The 18,438-nt window shown below is 64.8% G+C and carries 16 protein-coding genes; 6 read left to right on the forward strand and 10 right to left on the reverse strand.

Annotation, left to right across the window (positions count from 1 at the left end; translation table 11 throughout):
- Window positions 1-171: 171 nt before the first annotated feature.
- Both J2X45_RS05035 and J2X45_RS05040 read right to left on the reverse strand, forming a co-directional pair.
- Window positions 172-2,838, reverse strand: a complete 2,667-nt coding sequence (locus J2X45_RS05035) for a TonB-dependent receptor domain-containing protein (RefSeq protein WP_310211976.1) — start codon at window positions 2,836-2,838, stop codon at window positions 172-174.
- Between the two features lie 82 nt (window positions 2,839-2,920).
- A complete protein-coding gene (locus J2X45_RS05040; protein WP_310211979.1) occupies window positions 2,921-4,459 on the reverse strand; it encodes a hypothetical protein in 1,539 nt (512 codons plus the stop codon).
- 420 nt (window positions 4,460-4,879) lie between these two features.
- On the opposite strand from J2X45_RS05040, the gene J2X45_RS05045 reads away from it, so the two are divergent.
- Window positions 4,880-5,461: a ribbon-helix-helix protein, CopG family gene (locus J2X45_RS05045; RefSeq protein ID WP_310211982.1), complete on the forward strand. Its 582-nt coding sequence runs from the start codon at window positions 4,880-4,882 to the stop codon at window positions 5,459-5,461.
- Window positions 5,462-5,589: 128 nt separating this feature from the next.
- On the forward strand, window positions 5,590-5,994 hold the full coding sequence (locus J2X45_RS05050) for an IS6 family transposase (protein WP_404980001.1): 405 nt from the start codon (window positions 5,590-5,592) through the stop codon (window positions 5,992-5,994).
- Window positions 5,995-6,286: 292 nt separating this feature from the next.
- Here the strand turns inward: J2X45_RS05050 and cydX are convergent, their stop codons facing one another.
- The 7 genes from cydX to J2X45_RS05085 all read right to left on the reverse strand — a co-directional run bounded on the left by cydX (window position 6,287) and on the right by J2X45_RS05085 (window position 12,473).
- Complete coding sequence (gene cydX / locus J2X45_RS05055; RefSeq protein ID WP_310211984.1) at window positions 6,287-6,406, reverse strand: cytochrome bd-I oxidase subunit CydX; 120 nt, start codon at window positions 6,404-6,406, stop codon at window positions 6,287-6,289.
- 18 nt (window positions 6,407-6,424) lie between these two features.
- Window positions 6,425-7,576: a cytochrome d ubiquinol oxidase subunit II gene (gene cydB, locus J2X45_RS05060; RefSeq protein WP_310211987.1), complete on the reverse strand. Its 1,152-nt coding sequence runs from the start codon at window positions 7,574-7,576 to the stop codon at window positions 6,425-6,427.
- Between the two features lie 14 nt (window positions 7,577-7,590).
- Window positions 7,591-9,153, reverse strand: coding sequence for a cytochrome ubiquinol oxidase subunit I (locus tag J2X45_RS05065; protein WP_310212116.1), 1,563 nt, complete (start codon window positions 9,151-9,153; stop codon window positions 7,591-7,593).
- A 99-nt stretch (window positions 9,154-9,252) separates the two neighbouring features.
- A complete protein-coding gene (locus J2X45_RS05070) occupies window positions 9,253-10,518 on the reverse strand; it encodes a TolC family outer membrane protein (protein WP_310211990.1) in 1,266 nt (421 codons plus the stop codon).
- On the reverse strand, window positions 10,518-10,721 hold the full coding sequence (locus tag J2X45_RS05075; RefSeq protein ID WP_310211994.1) for a DUF2892 domain-containing protein: 204 nt from the start codon (window positions 10,719-10,721) through the stop codon (window positions 10,518-10,520). Before J2X45_RS05075 ends, J2X45_RS05070 begins: the two co-directional genes overlap by 1 nt.
- Before the next feature lie 20 nt (window positions 10,722-10,741).
- A complete protein-coding gene (locus tag J2X45_RS05080; RefSeq protein WP_310211996.1) occupies window positions 10,742-11,185 on the reverse strand; it encodes a thioredoxin domain-containing protein in 444 nt (147 codons plus the stop codon).
- Window positions 11,186-11,189: 4 nt separating this feature from the next.
- Complete coding sequence (locus J2X45_RS05085) at window positions 11,190-12,473, reverse strand: FAD/NAD(P)-binding oxidoreductase (protein WP_310211998.1); 1,284 nt, start codon at window positions 12,471-12,473, stop codon at window positions 11,190-11,192.
- 160 nt (window positions 12,474-12,633) lie between these two features.
- Here J2X45_RS05085 and J2X45_RS05090 point away from each other — a divergent pair, with 160 nt between their 5' ends.
- The 4 genes from J2X45_RS05090 to J2X45_RS05105 are packed head-to-tail and all read left to right on the forward strand — an operon-like array spanning window position 12,634 to window position 17,630.
- On the forward strand, window positions 12,634-12,996 hold the full coding sequence (locus tag J2X45_RS05090) for a rhodanese-like domain-containing protein (protein ID WP_310212000.1): 363 nt from the start codon (window positions 12,634-12,636) through the stop codon (window positions 12,994-12,996).
- A gap of 26 nt (window positions 12,997-13,022) precedes the next feature.
- Complete coding sequence (locus tag J2X45_RS05095) at window positions 13,023-14,057, forward strand: efflux RND transporter periplasmic adaptor subunit (RefSeq protein ID WP_310212003.1); 1,035 nt, start codon at window positions 13,023-13,025, stop codon at window positions 14,055-14,057.
- Window positions 14,054-17,266, forward strand: a complete 3,213-nt coding sequence (locus J2X45_RS05100; protein ID WP_310212005.1) for an efflux RND transporter permease subunit — start codon at window positions 14,054-14,056, stop codon at window positions 17,264-17,266. Before J2X45_RS05095 ends, J2X45_RS05100 begins: the two co-directional genes overlap by 4 nt.
- A gap of 31 nt (window positions 17,267-17,297) precedes the next feature.
- Window positions 17,298-17,630: a metalloregulator ArsR/SmtB family transcription factor gene (locus J2X45_RS05105; RefSeq protein ID WP_310212007.1), complete on the forward strand. Its 333-nt coding sequence runs from the start codon at window positions 17,298-17,300 to the stop codon at window positions 17,628-17,630.
- Window positions 17,631-17,633: 3 nt separating this feature from the next.
- Here J2X45_RS05105 and J2X45_RS05110 read toward each other — a convergent pair whose 3' ends face one another.
- Window positions 17,634-18,410 carry a sulfite exporter TauE/SafE family protein gene (locus J2X45_RS05110; protein WP_310212010.1) on the reverse strand — a complete coding sequence of 259 codons (777 nt, stop codon included), beginning with the start codon at window positions 18,408-18,410 and terminating at the stop codon, window positions 17,634-17,636.
- Between the last annotated feature and the right edge of the window lie 28 nt (window positions 18,411-18,438).

Consider the following 18,438-nt stretch of genomic DNA (forward strand, 5'->3'; position numbering starts at 1 on the left):
GCTTAGGCTCGATGCGATGTAGCGCGGCGGCGCCGCAGTTCCGCGACAATATCGCTACAGAAAAATGACAAACGCTCCCGGTTCGGACGATCCGATCCGGGAGCGCTGCTGCCTTACGCACGATGCGAAGCCCGCCTATGGAAGGCAGAGCCCGCTCTTTCGACAGACCGACTAGAACCTCGCCGAAGCGCCGATTGAGAAGAAACGACCAACGTCATAGGTATTGACGTCGACACGGTTCTTGCCCGCTTTCTGGTACTCTTCGTAGCCCACGCCAGTGAGGTTACGGGCTTCGAACTTCAGCTCGACCTCGCGCCCCCACAGTTCCAGGCCTTGGCGCGCGACGAAGTCGATGCGCGTGCCCGGATAGGCCTCGACGTCCGGCTGCCCGCTGTTGACGAGACCGCGGCTGGTCACCCGCTTGCTGGCGTAGTTGATCAGTAGGGTCTGCTGCGACAGGCGCTCGGTGTCCTCAAGACCCAATTGCAGGTTGACCACATGATCCGACTGACCCGTCAGCGGCGCGCCGTCGGTGAAATAGTCGGTCGCCTTGGTCGAGGTCGCAGCGAAGACCGCGACGGTGTCGCCAGCCGAAACCTGAAGCTCCGACTTGGAGTAGGTGTAGTTGGCGATCGCCACGACGCGACGGCTGGCCCAGAAGTCGCCCTTGAAGTCCGAAAGGTCGAAGTACTTTTGCACTTCGAACTCGGCGCCATAGAGCTTGGCCTTCGGCGCGTTGGCGAAGCTGGTCGACAGATCGCTGCCCGACACGAAGCTCTCGATCGGACGATCGATGGTCTTGTAGAAGCCCGCGACCGTCAGGCGCTGGTCGCTGGCGAAGTACCATTCATACCGACCTTCGAGGTTGGTCAGCTTGCTGTCCGTCAGCAGCGGGTTGCCGCGATACATGCGGTTGCTGTCGGGGTCGAAATAGAACTGGTAGATCAGTTCGCGGAACTGCGGACGGGCGATCGTCTTCGACGCGCTGAGACGGATCTGAGAGTCTTGGATCCCTCGCCAAGTGGCGGTGGCGGAGGGCAGCCAGTAGTTCTCGTTCTGACGGGTCGACGCCAGCGAGGCCCCCGGGGTCTTAAAGACCTCGGTCGGCGCCACCTTCAGGCGGGCGGTCTCATAGCGGACGCCCACGTCGAAATCGAGATCCTGGAACACCGTGCCATTGACCTTGCCGTAGGCCGCATGGTTCTGCAGCTGGGCGCGGAAGGCCGGGTTGCCTTCGTTGGTGTCCACGAGCGCGATGTTAAAATTCTTGATGATCGCCGGCGCCAGCAGCAGATCCGGACGCAGCATGTCGACGCCGCGCGGGAAGCTGTTCGGCGCCTGGAACTGGAAGTCACGGCGCGAGCTGTCGCGATCGGTATGGACGTAAGCGTAGCCGACCGTCGCGGCGAAGGTCGGGGCCAGCTTGTAGGTAGCGTCGACGCCGCCTGACCACAGGTCTTCGTCCAGATCCGAATAGCTGATCCGCGCGTCGCCGCCGTTACCGTTGTTCAGGCGGTTGACGAAGTACTGGCCGAACGGATCGGCCGCAGCGTTCGTGCGCACATACTCCAGCGAAAGCTCTGCCGGCGCCTTGCGCTGGGTGTTGGCGTAGCTGGCGCGAACGTCGACGTTGAGCTTATCCATCGGCCGAAATTCGCCGACCAGCTGAGTGTTGATCAGCTGACGCTCAAACCAGCCAGTGTTCTGCTGCATGTAGTCGACGGTGGTGCCGCCGCGACGGCCCATGGCGAGGCGCGTGTTCTTGATCGTGTCGTGGACGTAGAGGTTGGTCCAACGGACCTTGTTCTCGCCAAAGCCCAGCGACGCGCCGAACAGCCCGTTCAGGACCATGCGATTGTCCGTGCTGACGCGGCGGAAATCCGATTCCCTATCCGCGAGATCGGCGTTCAGCGAGCTTTGAATCTGAGCGTCGCGAGTGGTCCAGCGGTTGCTGAAACCGACCGTACCGATGATGCCGAGATCCATCGAGTCGAGGTCGAACGGCTTGGCCGCCGTGATATCCATCGAATAGTTGGCCGGCAGGTGGTTCCACTTCTGGACCACGCCGTTGCGGCTGTTGACCAGTTGGCTGGCGATCGCGGCGGTGTCGACCTTGCCCGAGCTGATCCGCTCGCCGCTGGCGAAGAAGGCTGCCAGGGCTGAGGGCGTGTCGCGGTTGCCGTTATCGAAGCCTGTCCAATCGGACTTGCTGCCGTAGTAGTCATAGCCCAGCTGATTGGTGGTTTCGGTGTCGCCGGACACCGAACCGCCGATGCTGATGAAGCCCTCGTTCGGGATCGACTTCGTCGTCAGGTTGATCACGCCGCCGCCGAACTCGCCGGGGAAGTTGGCGGAATAGCTCTTCTGAACCAGCGACGAGGCGATCACGCGGCTAGGGAACAGATCCAGCGGGACCACGCGCTTCAACGGCTCAGGGCTGGGCAGCGGCGAACCGTTCAAGAGCGCCAGCGAGTAGCGATCACCCAGACCACGCACATAGACATAGCCGTTGCCCACCAGGGTGACGCCCGTAACGCGGGTCAGCGCGCCCGCGATATTGCCTTCGCCGGTGCGCGCGATTTCAGCCGCGCTGAGAACCGAAACGACCTGCGAGCCAGTGCGAACCACATTACCCGAGCGGTTGGCCGTGACGACCACCGCGTCGACCATGCCCGGGATCGAGACTTCGGGTTGCTGGAAATTGGACTGCGCCGCCGCAGCGGTCGGCTTAGCGGCCTCTTCGGCCGACGGAGCGGTCTGCGCCAGAGCCCAGGTCGGCATCGAGAGCGCGGTCGAAAGGAGCAGCAGGGACGTTAGCCGACGCGTAATCATATCCAATCCCCCCGGGGAGTTAGCCAGGTAAAAGTATGGGGGGCAGCCGTCTTCCAGCCGCCCCCCGCTTCAGCCAAACCGCGTCGGCTTAGTTGGTCGGCAGAGACGTGCAGCTCGTGCTCGTCGAACCGAAGTTCGCCGCAGCGCTGTTGCAGGTCCAGCCGGCGTACCACGTGTCGTTGCTGTCTTTGACGGCGCCGATGTTGGTGGCGGCGCCAAAGAAGGCGCCCAGGCCCGTGACGTTGAACACGGCGACCGCCAGTTCGTTGGCACCGTTGACGAAGGCGTTCAGCGTCGAGGTGAAGGCGTCGTTGTTGTTGTTGCCGCCCGAACCAAACTGAGCCGACACGGTCGTCGCGTTGTAGGTGCCCGTGCCCAGGTACTTGGTCGCGTTACAGCTCATGACGAACGAGCGAGCCGTCAGCGTCGCCGGGGTCGCACCCGAACCGTTCATGCGCAGGCATTCGTTGTTCGGCGAAACGATGATGCTGTTGGCGATCGTCGTGTCCGAGTTGCCGCGAAGCAGGATCGAGGCTTGGTCGTTGGCTTCGTTGTTGCTGCTGACCTGACGCTGGATCATCGTGAAGTTCGAGATCCGCAGATCGGTGCGCGGCAGTTCGGTCTCACGACCATTGCTGTCGATTTCCATCAGGGCGTCGCCAGCGCCATCGCGCTGGATCATCAGGCCGTACTGGAAGCTGGCGCGCGCGCCGACATCGACGTCGAGGCTGTCGTCGTCAGCGCCGACCGACACATAGTACTTCATCTGCGGCACGCCGCCGAAGAACTCAACGCCATCGTCCGAGCTGTTGTAGCTCTGGATGTGGCTCAGCACCGTGCCGCTGCCGACGCCCGACGGGGTCAGCGACTGCAGTTCGACGTTCGAGCCGAGCACATAGCCCGAGTAGCGGATTTGCACATACCGCATCGTGCCGCTGCTGTCGGCGTCATCCGCGCCGCCAAACAACGCCGGGTCGGCCGCGCCTTCGGTCTGACGCTCGCAGGTGTTGGCCGCGGTCGAACCGGTGGTGCAGTCGGTGACCTTCGCGCGACCCAGCAGCACGACGCCGCCCCACTGGCCTTGCGAGGTTTCGGTGTTCAGGCCCAGAACGTTGTCACGGCTGGTGAAGACGATCGGACGCGTAGCCGTGCCGACGGCGTTGATCTTGTTGCCGCGATTGACTGCCAGCCAGGACACGCCCGAACCGCCGTAGACGATGACGCCCGGCTCGATGGTCAGGGTGACGTTCGAGTCGGCCGAGGTCTTGGTGAAGCCGCCGTCGGTGCCGACGTCAACGCGACCAGCCATTTGGTAGAGAAGGCCCGCGATCTTCGGAAGCGTGATCGAGCGGTTGATGCGCGACGGAAGGGTGCAGACGCGCCACGTGCCCGTCGGGCCCGTGATGGTGCCGTCGTCCTTCAGGCCTTGCGGGTCGGCGATCGTCGGGCAACCCGAGGCCGGAGTCACGCCAGCCGGTGTGGTCGGGGTGGTGGGTGTGGTCGGGGTGGTCGGGTTGTTGATCGTGACGTTGCCGCCCGTTCCCGGCGAAGAAATGTCATCGGATCCGCAGCCGGCCAGCGCCAGCGCCGCGCCGCTCACGAGCAATAGGTTTCTATACAGCTTCACAGGAGCCCCTCTGGTTTCTCAAGCCGCGACGAACGCAGGCGGTCACGCCGTGGGAGCTGTTTAGTCGTGAATTGTGACAGTTTTTTCCAGAATTCCGGAAGTCCCACATGCGCATCATTGTGCGCCAACGCCGATTGTACAGAAAACCTCAACCAAACCGATAATTAACACAGCGCCAAAAGCGGCCAAAGTCGTCAATTGTGAATTTTTAATTCTCAAATCGATTTAGAATATCAACATATTTTTACATTTTCATGACGATTGAAATATTTATTTTTTATTGGCAGACACTCTTGACTCTGACTATTTCACGGCGGAATCCATTTACTTAGGCAGAATTCTGAAAGGCTATTTAATCCGTGGTGTGACTATATTCGTGCCGCGAATTCGAGCCTTAAAGCGCTCCGGGGCCACACGGCATTGAAGTATACGGCTCATCTTGGCTTTCTGCTCCCCGATGATCTTCGCGAGCAGTTTGACCGCTACGCCGCCAACCGCGGCGGCCGGTCGGCCGCTCTGCGCTTGCTTGTCGCGCAAGCTTTGGCGGCCGAAGGCGGCGATATCACCCCGCCGCCTTCAGCGCGAAGCGAGCGAGGCGTTGGCGAGCCCATTACGATACGACTGCCTGTCGACGACTTGGCGCGCTTAGACGAAGAATGCGACGCGATGGGCATGTCGCGCGGACAATGGCTGCTGTCCTGCGTACGCAATCGCCTGAGAGGCAGTCGACATTTTGGCCCGGTAGACCGCACCCGCCTAGCCAAGATCGTCTCGGAACTGCGGCACATCAAAACGATTCTATTCCGATGCGCAGGAACCTTGGAGCGAGCTCCACGAGACACATCAGTTCTCGACGATACCCTGAAAGTCATATCTCGAATTTCATCAGATAACGATCGCATTGTTGACGATATAGAGACGTCACTTCGAGGAAACGATCGCTACTGGCGACAAAATCTATCTCGTCTAGAACATGAACATGAGCAAAACAATTCAATGTAGATTATTTTCCATTTGAAGAAAATGTTACAAATGTCCCCAAATACATTTGCAATTGAAAGACACCTTCAGGATAATACCAACTTTTCTCCGCAACTCGGGCCGGCCGGGGCTTTGTGCGGAGACTGAATTTGAAACTCCTGTCGCTCAAGCGCCACCGCTTCCTGCCAGACGTCATCAGACACGCGGTGTGGCTCTATTTCCGTTTTAGCTTGAGCCTCCGCGACGTCGAATGTCTCCTCGCCGAGCGCAGTATCGAAGTCAGCTACGAGACGATCCGATGCTGGACCAAGAAGTTCGGACCGGCCATCGCTAGGCGCTTGAAGAAGCTGCGCCCCTCCCCTTCGCCACGCTGGCATCTCGACGAAGTGGCCTGCCGGACAGACGGCAGCCACATGTATCTCTGGCGCGCGGTCGACGATGAAGGCGAGGTTCTCGACCTGCTGGTGCAGCGCCGACGCGACACGAGGGCAGCCCGAAAGCTCCTTGAGCGACTGCTGCGGCGAAAACCCATCGAGCCCCAAGCGCGATCATGAGTTGCTAAGGTGTGCCGTAAACCGACCTTGTTACATCTCCAACAATTGGCCGTTCAGCCTCTTATTGAAATCATCAATGGCGCCGAGACTGCGGTCGACCTGCTCGTTCTACGGCTTCCGGTAGTAGACCGGCTCATTGACGTTGGCGCGTCCCATCGCCGCGACTGCCAATATCAGGCTCCAGCGCCCGCCCTCTCATTTGAACTGGCAACCAAGCGATGATCCGGCCCCACGGCGAACGTGGGGTGCGCCGCCTGGTGTCCAGCCAGGCGGCCTGAAGACCTGGTTCGCCTCAGGCCTCCCCCTCGTCGACGTCGCCGTCGTCGAGCATGTTGAACTCAAACCAAACCCCGTTGAGCACGCCGAAGGCGACAGCCAGGCCCAGGCCGAGGATCCAGGTGAAATACCACATCGGTTTGTTTCCTTCGGATCAGTAGAGGTCTGGATTGACGGCCAGGGCGGCGGTCGTGCTGCGCCCCCACAGGACCTTGTAGACCCAGGCGGTGTAGGCCAGCACGATCGGCAGGAAGACGATCGTCACCACCAGCATGATGAAAAGGGTCATGTGGCTGGACGAGGCGTTCCACACCGTCAGGCTCGAGCGCGGGTCGACGCTGCTGGGCAGGATGAACGGGAACATCGACAGACCCACCGTGGCGATGATGCCCGTGGCCGAGGCCGAGGATCCGGCGAAGCCCATCCAGGCGCTCTTCCGGCGCAGGCCCAGCAGGGCCAGGGCGGCGCCGGCGAAGCCCAGGACCGGGGCGATGATCATCCAGCCGTGGCGGCCATAATTGTCCAGCCAGGCGCCGGGCTCGCGCACCGCGGCCGCGCCGCGAAGCGGGTTGGAGGGGCCCGCGGCGTCCGCCAGACCCTCGATCCGGAAGCCCATGCCGCCAAACGCCACCCAGAAGCCACCGGCCGCGAACAGAACGATGCTGGCCAAGCCGGCGAGCTCGCCGATGCGGCGGGCGCGTTCGGCCACGGGACCTTCCTCCCCCTTCACGGTGATCCAGGTGGCGCCGTGCAGCACCAGCATCGACACCGACAACAGGCCGCACAGCAGGGCGAACGGCGAGAACAGGCCCAGGAACGTGCCGTCGTAGAAGGCGCGCAGGTCGCCGTCGAGCCGGAAGGGCGCGCCTTGCAGCACGTTGCCCAGAGCCACGCCAAAGCACAGCACCGGGACAAAGCCGCCGACGAACAGCGCCCAATCCCAGAACGCGCGCCAGCGCGGATCCGGCCGCTTGGAGCGGTACTTGAAGCCCACCGGCCGCAGGATCATGGCGGTCAGCACCACGAACATGGCAAGGTAGAAGCCCGAGAAGCTGATGGCGTAGACGAACGGCCAGGCCGCGAAGATCGCCCCGCCGCCCAGGATGAACCACACCTGGTTGCCTTCCCAGGTGGCGCCGACGGTGTTGATCACCATCCGGCGTTCCTTGTCGGTCTTGGCGACGAAGGGCAGCAGCGCGCCGACGCCCATGTCAAAGCCATCGGTCAAAGCAAACCCGATCAGGAGGATCCCGACCAAGGCCCACCAGATCACGCGAAGCGTGGCGAAATCGACGGGGATTTCCATTGTGAGGCGCTCCTTCAGGCGACGGCGGCTTCAGGTTCGGGCGAACCGTCGGGGGCGGGATCGTGCAGGGCGTACGGGCCGCGCTTGATGGTCTTGAGGATCAGGCCGACCTCGACCACCGCCAGGGCGCCGTACAGCAGGGTGAAGACCGCGATGCTGGTCAGCAGTTGCGGGACGCTCAGGCTGGACGCGCCCAGGAAGGTGGGCAGCACGCCCTCCACGGCCCAGGGCTGGCGACCGACCTCGGCCAGCACCCAGCCCATCTCGGCCGCGAGCCAGGGCAGCGGTATGGCCGCGACCGCCAGGACCAGGAACCACTTGGTCTCGTGCTTGCGGAGGGTGACCAGCAGGAAGGCCGTGGCGAAAAGCAGGATCATCAGGAAGCCGATCCCGGCCATGATCCGGAACGACCAGAACATCACCGGCACGGGCGGCACCACGTCCCAGGCGGTCTGCTTGATCAGCTCGGGCGAGGCCTGACGCGGGTCGGCGACATGGCGCTTGAGCAGCAGGCCGTAGCCGAGGTCACGGCGATGCTGCTCGAAGGTGGCGCGCGCGGCGACATCGTTGGGATTGGCCTTCAGGGCCTCGACCGCGCCGTAGGCGATGACGCCGGACTCGATGCGATCCTCGGCCTTGGCGACCAGCTGGAAGATGCCTTCCACCGGCTTGTCGAGGCTGCGCGTGGCGATCAGGCCCAGCACATAGGGGATCTTGATCTCGTGATGGGTCTTGCGGTCGGCCAGGCTGGGGATGCCGAAGGCCGTCAGGCCGGCCGGCGCGGGCTCGGTCTCCCACATGGCTTCCAGGGCGGCCAGCTTCATCTTCTGGTTATCGGTGAGGGCGTAGCCGCTCTCGTCGCCCAGCACGACCACCGACAGCGACGAAGCCAGGCCGAAGGCGGCCGCCACGGTCATCGACCGCTTGGCCACGCCCGCATACTTGCCCTTCAGCAGGTAGAAGGCCGAGATCCCCAGCACGAACGCAGCGGCGATCACGTAGCCGGCGCTGACGGTGTGGACGAACTTGGCCTGGGCCACCGGGTTGAACAGCACATCGCGGAAGCTTTCGACCTCCATCCGCATGGTGTCGGGATTGAACGCCGCGCCGATCGGGTTCTGCATCCAGCCGTTGGCGATCAGGATCCACAGCGCCGACAGGTTGGTGCCCAGGGCCACCATGAAGGTCACGAAGAGGTGCCCCACCCGGGACAGCTTGTCCCAACCGAAGAACATCAGGCCCACGAACGTGGCTTCCAGGAAGAAGGCCATCAGGCCCTCGATCGCCAGCGGCGCGCCGAAGATGTCGCCGACATAGTGCGAGTAGTAGGACCAGTTCATGCCGAACTGGAATTCCATGGTGATCCCGGTCGCCACGCCCAGCACGAAGTTGATGCCGAACAGCGTCCCCCAGAACCGCGTGACCGTGCGCCAGATCGGACGCTTGGTCATCACATAGATGCTCTCCATGATGACCAGCATGAACGACAGCCCCAGGGTCAGGGGCACAAACAGAAAGTGGTAGAGGGCGGTGAGCGCGAACTGTAGTCGCGACAGGTCTACGACGGCGGGGTCCATCGCCATGTCAAATCTCCTGAGGACGCCGCAGAATTCTCACAATGTTATAATATTCGCAATTACGTATTCATGCTGAAGATCGACTTTCGGGGTGTCGCGTTAGGGGCGCGCAGCTCCAGCCGCAGCTAAGATCTGCAGCTGCCGCCCACTGACCGTCACTTCCCCTTCTGCGGCCAGAGCCCGCGCGACCGCGCCGAGCTGGTCACGCTCAGCGTCCAGCAGGTCCACCACGGGACGCTGGCCGACCCGCACCTCCTGACGCAGGCTCTCGACCGCCCGCTTTGCAGCCTGCGCCTGATCGCGCGCGGCGACCGTCGCGAGGCGACTGGCCTGAAGATCGCTCCAGGCGGCGATCACCGCAGTCTTCAGCGCCGCGCGCGTCGCTTCGCGCCGCGCTTCGGCGGCGCGGACTTCAGCGGACGCCTCGACCTTGGCCGCCTGGACGCGCCCGCCGGCGAACAACGTCCAGCGCCCTTGCAGGCCGACCGTGACGGCGTCCGAGCGATAACCTGGAAAAAACTGATCTCGCGCCTGTTCGGCCCGAGCCGCGATGCTGACGCTGGGCAAGCCTTGGGCCGAAGCGAGCCTGGCGGCCGCCTGCGCGGCGCGAACAGCAGCCTCCGCGGCCTCAAGCGTCGGACTGACGGCCTCGGCGCGCGCCAGGGTCTCGTCCAGCGGGGGCAGGACGCCATCGTCAGCGATCGGCTCAAGCGCAATCGGCGCGTCCCCCACCAGCGCCACATACCGAGCCCGCGCCACCTCTAGCGCGCCTTGCGCCCTCGCCGTCCCCGCGCGCGCCTCGGCGCTGCGCGCGAGCGTCAAGTCCAGGTCGCTCCGCGGAATCTCGCCGGCCGCGAACCTTAGTTGCGCCTGACGGGCCCATTCATCGAACGCCTTGGCATGAGCCTGACTCGCCTCGAAGAAGGCCTGCGCGGTTCGCACGCCGACATAAGCGCGCGCGACCGCGACCTGCAACGCGTCGTCAGCCTGGACCAGCTGAGCCTTGGCTCCAGCCTGCCCGGCCCTGGCCTTGTCGACCCCCGCCAAAATGGCGCCGCCTGAGTAGAGCGGCTGTGCGACCTCCAATCGAACCGCACGCGGATCCACGTCCGCGGCAGCGAAACCAAAGAAGCCGCCCAGATCGTTGCGGCCGCTCATATATTCGCCGGCCAAACCAACGGTCGGGAGCCGCGCCCCCTTGGCCGCGTCGAGGCGCGCGTTGGCGGCATCCGTCTGGGCTCTTGCTGCGCGGAGATCCGGATTATAGGCGCGCGCCGCCGCGATCGCTTCCTCAAGCGTGGTCGCCTTGGCGAGGGGCGGCAAGGCCAGCAACGCGCCGGCGGCGATCAAGACGGCGCGGCGCATCAGCGAAACGCCGTCCCCGGCTTCACGCCGAGCTTCTTGAAAATGATCGCCGCAGGGCAAAAGCCCGTGAACGCCGCTTGGATCATGTTCAGGCCAGCGAACGCCGACAGTCCGACCCAGTAGGGATGAACGAAGTGTGCGAGCGCCAGCCCGAGCAGAACGACTAGGCCGGCGAAGGCCAGCACGGCGCGATCCAGGGTCATTTTTCGTCTCCTTTTTGATGTCAGACGGCGGCTTTGGCCGCCGCCAGGGTCACCCAATCCACAATTTGATCAGCCGACATGAGGCCCGCCTTGCGGGCGATCAGTCGCCCGTCCAGGAAGAGCAGCAGCGCGGGAATTCCCTGCAACGCGTACTGCGCGCAGAGCTCAGGGTTTTCGTCAGCGTTGAGCTTGAGGAAGCGTGCGCCAGAGCCGACCCTTTTGGCGGCTTGGGCGAACTGCGGCGTCATGGCGCGACAGGGGCCGCACCAGGGTGCCCAGACATCGACGAGCACCGGTACGCCCTTAGTGCCGGCAAGATGGTGCGCAAAGGCCTTGGCTTCCACATCCAGCGGCGCCCCCGAGAGCACTTCGGCCTTGCAGCGACCACAGCGCGCCTGAGCCGGATCGCGATCGACTGGAACCCGATTGCCTGCGCCGCAGCTGGGACACACGAACTGGCGCATGGCCTCAAGCGCCCTTGATCTTGTTCACACCCAGGATGTCCAGGGCGAGCTTCTCGTAGAACGGCTCGCTCTCGCCGCGCTTGACCTTGCCCAGGAAGTATTTCTCGAAGCCGACCTTGGCCAGGTGCACCCACTTGCCGCTGGCCGACCAATTGACGTTACGCGGCGGGATCTGAGGCTGGGCCACAAAGGCTACGCCCCCGTCGCCGAAATCGGCCAGGCAGATGGCGTTCCAGCTGGCTTCATGGGTCGGCGCCTGGCCGTCGAGGATCTCTTTGAAGTTATGGGCTATGGCCGTGACCATGCTTTCGATCATGAAGCCGGTTTTGGGCACGCCCACCGGCACCGGCGTCTTGCCTGTCGGCGCGATGGCCACGCAGACGCCCAGCGCCATGACGTTCGGATAGGTCGGATTGCGCTGGTGCTTATCGATCAGGATGAAGCCGCGCGGATTGACCAGCCCCTCGACGCCCCGCACCGCTTCGACGCCCCGGAACGCCGGCAGCATCATCGCATAGCCGAACGGCACGTCATGGCGCTCGCGCACGGAGCCATCGTCGGCGATCTCGTCGACATGCATCAGCCCTTCATCGACCGAGGCGACCTTGGCGTTCGTGATCCACTTGATGTGGCGCTGGCGCATCTCGCTCTCGAGCAGCCCCTTTGTGTCCCCGACCCCATCCAGCCCAAGGTGGCCGACATAGGGCTCAGAGGTGACGAAGGTCATCGGCACCTTGTCGCGGATCTTGCGACGACGCAGTTCGGTGTCGAGGATCAGCGCGAACTCATAGGCCGGGCCAAAGCATGATGCGCCCTGCACGGCGCCGACGACGATCGGTCCGGGGTTTTCGCAGAATTTATCGAAGGCGTCCGCCGCCGCCTCGGCGTGCTGGACGTGGCAAACCGACTGGGTGTGGCCGCCGTGCGGACCAAGCCCCGGGATTTCGTCAAAGGCCAGCTCCGGGCCCGTGGCGATCACCAGATAGTCGTAAGGCAGGATCGCGCCGTTGCGCAGTTCGATGGTGTTCGATTTCGGGTCGACACGCGTCGCGCCTGTCCCCGTGAACTCGATGCCCTTCTTCTGAAACACCGGCGGCAGCTTGACCTCGATGGCCTCGCGCTTGCGCCAGCGAACCGCCACCCAAGGATTGGAGGGCACGAAGTGAAAGGTGTCCCCCTCCGAGACCACCCGGACGTCGGCGCGCTTGCCGACCGCGAGCTTGATTTCGAAGGCGGCGATCGCGCCCCCCAGACCTGCGCCCAAAACGACGATGCGAGGCTTGGTCACCTTGGCGTCTCCCTGCTGATTGATCCAGCGCAGCGTCGCGGCCCGCCAGAGCGGCCATGACGCTTTCCCAGCGACCGCGCTTGACTTAATATTCTAATTCTCGCATATACGCAATTGCGAATTTTAAGGCTGCATTGCGGCCCCATTGACGGAGACGATCATGTTTGGCGCCCCTAAGGTGAAGGACCTCACGCCGGCGGATGTGAAGGCGGCGCTGGACGCCGGCGACACCTTGCTGATCGACGTGCGTGAACCGGCCGAGTTCGCCGCCGAACGGATTCACGGCGCCCTGAACTTTCCGCTGTCGACCTTTGATCCAACCGCCCTGCCCGTAGCTGACGACAAGCGCATCATCATGCAGTGCGGGTCGGGCAAGCGCTCAGCGATGGCGATCGAGCGCTGCCGCGCAGCGGGCCACAAGCTGGAAAGCCATCTAGGCGGCGGCATCATGGCCTGGAAAACCGCCGGCTTGCCGACCATCACCATCGACAGCGAGAGCGGCCAAGTCCGCGACCGCGGCTGATCCGATAACGCCCTGGGGGGACCCCGATGACCGCCAAACCTTTCCTGATCGGCGCGCTGGGCTTAGCCACGCTGTTGAGCGCTTGCGGCGAGGAGAAGACCGCGCAAAAGCCGGCGACCGTCATGGCGCCGGCCGCCGATCGCCTGACGGTGCGCGCCTTGGTCGTCGACGACCTCAAGCCGGTCCCCGCCACCCTGACGACCCGCGACATGGCCGACGCCCGCGCGCGGATCGGCGGAACGGTCAGCCAGCTGCTGGTCAAGGAAGGCGACACTGTCCGCCAAGGCCAGACCATCGCCGTCATTCGCGATGAGCGTATCAGCCTGCAGACCCTGGCCTACGATGCGCAGGTCGCGGCCGCGGCCGCGCAAGCTGCGCAGGCTCAGGCTGATCTCGCCCGGACCCAGGATCTCTATGACCACGGCGTCTACGCCAAGGTTCGCCTGGATCAAGTGCAAGCCGCCGCCAAGGCCGCCAACGCTGGCCTCGCAGCGGCTCGCGCCCAAGCCCGCGCCAGTTCGGAACTGGGCCACCAAGGCGCGGTTCTGGCTCCGACTGCTGGCCGCGTGCTGACCGCCGATGTCCCGCCAGGTTCGGTTGTCATGCCCGGTCAGTCCCTGGCCACCATCACCGCTGGCCCGCCCGTTGTCCGCATCACCGTCCCCGAAGGCGAAACCGCCGCGCTGAAACTTGGCGCAAGTGTCCGTTTCGCCGCAGAGGACTTGGGCGGCGCTGCGGCGACGGGACAGATCACCCAGATCTATCCGGCGGTGACCGGCGGTCAGATCATCGCCGACGTGACCGCCGCGGGCCTTCCCCAGGCGCTGGTTGGTCGAAAGGTTCGCGCCTTCGTGGCCGTTGGCCAACGTCAGGCCTTGGTGATCCCGCGCCGCTACATCACCACGCGCTTTGGCGTCGACTATGTCCGCCTGGTCGGCAAGGACGGCGCCGCAGTCGACAGCCCCGTCCAGACCACGCCGGCCGCCGACCCTGCGGCGGTGGAAGTTCTTTCCGGCCTGCGTCTTGGCGACGTCCTGACCCCTGCGGAGCCCCGCCGATGAACCTTGGACTGTCGGGCCGGCTGACACAGGCCACCATCCGCTCGCCGCTGACGCCGCTGATCCTGATGGCCGCCATCGCTGTCGGGCTCCTGGCGCTGTTCTCGATCCCCCGCGAAGAGGAGCCGCAGATCAGCGTGCCCATGGTCGACATCATGGTCGCCGCGCCCGGCCTCTCTGCGCCAGATGCGGTCGAGCTGGTCGGCAAGCCGCTGGAAGCCATCGTCAAGAGCGTCAACGAGGTCGAGCACGTCTACACCTTCGCCGACGACCACCAGGTGATGGTGACAGCGCGTTTCAAGGTCGGCGTTGATCCCGACGCGGCGGCGGTACGGATCCACGAGAAGGTCCGCGCCAACTACGACAAGATCCCGGCCGGCGTGCCCGAGCCCCTGATCCAGACGCGCGGCATCAACGACGTGCCGAGCCTGGTGCTGACCCTCTCGCCCAAGCCGGGCTTCGAGAACCGCTGGACTGACGAGGCGCTGCGCGAAATCGCCGGCAAGCTGAAGACCGAGGTGGCCAAGGTCGACAATGTCGGCCTGACCTTCATCGTCGGCGGGCGGCCGCGCGAGATTCGCGTCACGCCCGACCCGGCCCGGCTGGCGTTGCGCGGCGTGTCGATGGGCGCGCTGATGGACACGATCCGGCAGGCCACGCGCGCCTTCCCGGCTGGCGACGTGCGCAACGGCGGCGAGGCGGTGGCCGTCACGGCGGGCCGCGATCTGAAGAGCGCCACCGAAATCGGTCTTCTGGCCCTGCCCTCCGCCAAGGGCGAAGCGGTCTATGTGCGCGATGTCGCAGCCGTGACCGAAGGCCCGCGCGAGGACCAGACCCAGGTCCGCCGCTACGCGCGCCTGGAAAGTGGCTGGAGCGAGGCCCCGGCGGTCAGCCTGGCGATCGCCAAGCGCAAGGGGGCGAACGCCGTCGTCGTCTCCGAGGCCGTTCTGAGCCGCGTGGAGATGCTGAATGGCTCGCTGCTGCCCAGTTCCCTGAACGTCGATGTCACCCGTGACTACGGCGCCACGGCTAATGAAAAGGCCAATGAGCTGCTCTTCCACCTCGGACTGGCCACCATCTCGATCGTCGTGCTGATCGGCTTGGCCATCGGCTGGCGCGAGGCCGCCGTCACCGCTGTCGTTATCCCGACCACCATCTTGCTGACGCTCTTCGCCTCGAACCTGATGGGCTACACCATCAACCGGGTCAGCCTGTTCGCCCTGATCTTCTCGATCGGTATCCTGGTCGACGACGCGATCGTCATGATCGAGAACATCGCCCGGCATTGGTCTATGAAGGATGGCCGCAGCCGGATCCAGGCCGCCATCGAAGCGGTGGCTGAGGTCGGCAATCCAACGGTCGTCGCTACCTTGACCGTGGTTTCAGCCTTGCTGCCGATGCTGTTCGTCTCCGGCCTGATGGGTCCCTACATGGCGCCGATCCCGGTCAACGCCTCGGCCGCCATGGTGTTCTCGTTCTTCGTCGCCGTGGTCATCGCGCCCTGGCTGATGGTGCGCTTCGCCCGCAAGGCGATGGAAGGCGGCTCGCACGGCCATGGCCACGACGACGAGGGCAAGCTGGGCGCGCTCTACCGCCGGGTCGCCGACTGGGTGATCCGCGACCGACGCACCGCCTGGACGTTCCTGGGCGGCGTCGGCGTCGCCACGGTGTTGGCTTGCGCCATGTTCGCCACCAAGACCGTGACGGTGAAACTGCTGCCGTTCGACAACAAATCCGAGCTGCAGGTGGTGCTGGACATGCCCGAGGGCACGTCGCTGGAGATCACCCAGCGCACCCTGGCGCAGGCCGCCGCCATCGCCGGAACCCTGCCCGAGACGGTGGCCATCGACTCCTATGCCGGGACCGCCTCGCCGTTCAATTTTAACGGCCTGGTGCGCCACTACTACCTGCGCAACCGGCCTGAACAGGGTGATCTTTCGGTCGCGCTGGCCCCCAAGCATGACCGCAAGCGCTCAAGCCACGCCGTCGCCTTGGACCTGCGCGAGCGCCTGTCGCGTCTCGCCCTTCCTGCCGGCGCAGCCGTCAAGGTGGTCGAAGCGCCGCCGGGGCCGCCCGTCATGGCCACGCTGCTGGCGGAGATCTACGGTCCCGACGCGGCCACGCGCCGCGCGGTCGCCGACAAGGTCAAGGCCACGTTCCACGCCGTGCCTTACATCGTCGACATCGACGATAGCTGGGGCGCGCCCCGCCCCACCCTGCGCTTGGTCCCCGATCGCACGCGCTTGGAGGCCCTAGGTGTCTCCGACCGCGAGGTGCTGGAGTCGATCGGCGCGGCTTTCGGGGGCCAGGTGGTTGGCTACGCCCATCGTGGCGAGGGCCGCGATCCCTTGGAGATCGCCGTACGCCTTCCCCAGAACGCCCGCACCTGGGGCGAAGTCCTTGGCGCGACGCCAGTCGCCCGCGCCGCAGACGGCCGTCTCGTCGAACTGTCCGAAGTTGTCGAGGCCAAGCGCGAAGTCGGCTCGACCCACGTGTTCCGCCGGGACGGCCGCGACGTCGATATGGTCATGGCCGAACTGGCCGGCGCCTATGAGGCGCCGATCTACGGCATGATGGACGTCAACAAGCGCCTGCGCGACATCGACTGGGGCGCCACGCCCAAGCCCGACATCCGCTTGAACGGCCAGCCCAGCGACGAAAGTCGTCCGACGGTGCTGTGGGACGGCGAATGGGAGATCACCTGGGTGACCTTCCGCGACATGGGCGCAGCCTTCGGCGTGGCGATCCTCGGCATCTATGTGTTGGTGGTGGCGCAGTTCAAAAGCTTCCGCCTGCCGCTGGTGATCTTGACCCCTATCCCGCTGACGCTGGTCGGCATCGTCCTAGGTCATATCCTGTTCCAGGCGCCGTTCACCGCCACCTCAATGATCGGCTTCATCGCCCTGGCCGGGATCATCGTGCGCAACTCGATCCTGCTGGTTGATTTCATCCGCCACAGCGCCGAAGGCGGCGCCCCCCTGCGCGAGGTGTTGCTGACGGCCGGCGCGATCCGTTTCAAGCCGATCCTGCTGACCGCGCTGGCGGCCATGATCGGCGCGGCGGTGATCCTGACCGATCCGATCTTCCAGGGCCTGGCGATCTCGCTGCTGTTTGGCCTCGCCTCCTCGACCGTCCTTACGGTTTTAGTCATCCCGGCGATCTATGTCGTCCTGCGCGACCCGGATGCGCCCGTGAAACCCAAGGCCGCTTGATCCTGAACCCCACGTTTCTACATTGGCTCCAATGACCGCTCCCGCCATTTCCTGTCACGCGCCCTCCGATGTCGCCGATCTGCGCGCCTGCGCCAGCGACGCGGCGCGCCTGCTGAAACTGCTGGCCAACGAGCAGCGCCTGCTGCTGCTTTGCCGGCTGGCGGATGGCGAGGCGTCCGTGGGCGAGCTCTCCGAGCATGCGGGCTTGGCCCAGTCAGCGACTTCGCAGCATCTGGCCAAGATGCGCGCTGAGGGGCTGGTGGCGACCCGCCGGGAAGCCCAGACAATCTACTACAGCCTCAGCGACCCGAACGCAGCGCGCGTGCTGGGCACCCTATCGGATATCTACCGCACCGCAGGCTGAGGCCTAGAGCCCGCCCGTCGCGCGCCAAGCGACATAGGCCGCCACGATCAAAACCAACGCGGCGAACAGTCGGCGCGCCAGCAACGCGCGACCCGCCAAAAGGGTCGCGCCCTTGACGCCGACAACCCCACCAAGCGCGCCGCCCAACACGAACACGCCGGCGATCTTCCAGTCGACCCAGCCTGACAGCGCGTAGTTAAAGGACGTCGCCGCCCCAAACAGCGCGACCGAAACCAGCGACGAAGCGGCAGCATTGGCCAAGGTCATGCCCGTGGCCGCCATCAGACCTGGCACGATCAGAAAGCCCCCGCCGATGCCAAAAAAGCCCGCGGCCGCCCCAGTCATGACCCCGAGCGGCGCCAGGCGCCGAACCAGCGGCCACGTAATATGAACGTCGGGATCGCCTTCCGAGCGCGGCCTGCGCATCATCGAGACAGCGATCGCCGCCATGGCCAAGGCGAAGAACAGCAGCAGCCTTTGCCCGTCGATCAGCTTGGCGACGCTGGAGCCGAGGAAAGATCCAAGCAGTCCTGCGGTCGCAAAAACGCTGGCGCAGGGCCATTTGACCCGCCCACCGCGCCAGTGACCGGCCAGGTTCGCCACAGCGTTGACCGCGACTGCGGCGGCCGAGGTGCCGATCGCCACGTGCGGGTCGCGCACACCGATCACGTAGAGCAAGAGCGGCGTCGCCAGCACTGAGCCGCCGCCGCCGAACAAGCCCAGCAAAGCCCCGACCAAGGCGCCGCTGGCCAGGGTGGTCGCGACTGTGATCATGTCCATGAGCGCCTCGATCAGGCTTGATATATTC

The sequence above is a fragment of the Caulobacter sp. BE264 genome (genome assembly GCF_031457805.1).
Lineage (GTDB): Bacteria > Pseudomonadota > Alphaproteobacteria > Caulobacterales > Caulobacteraceae > Caulobacter.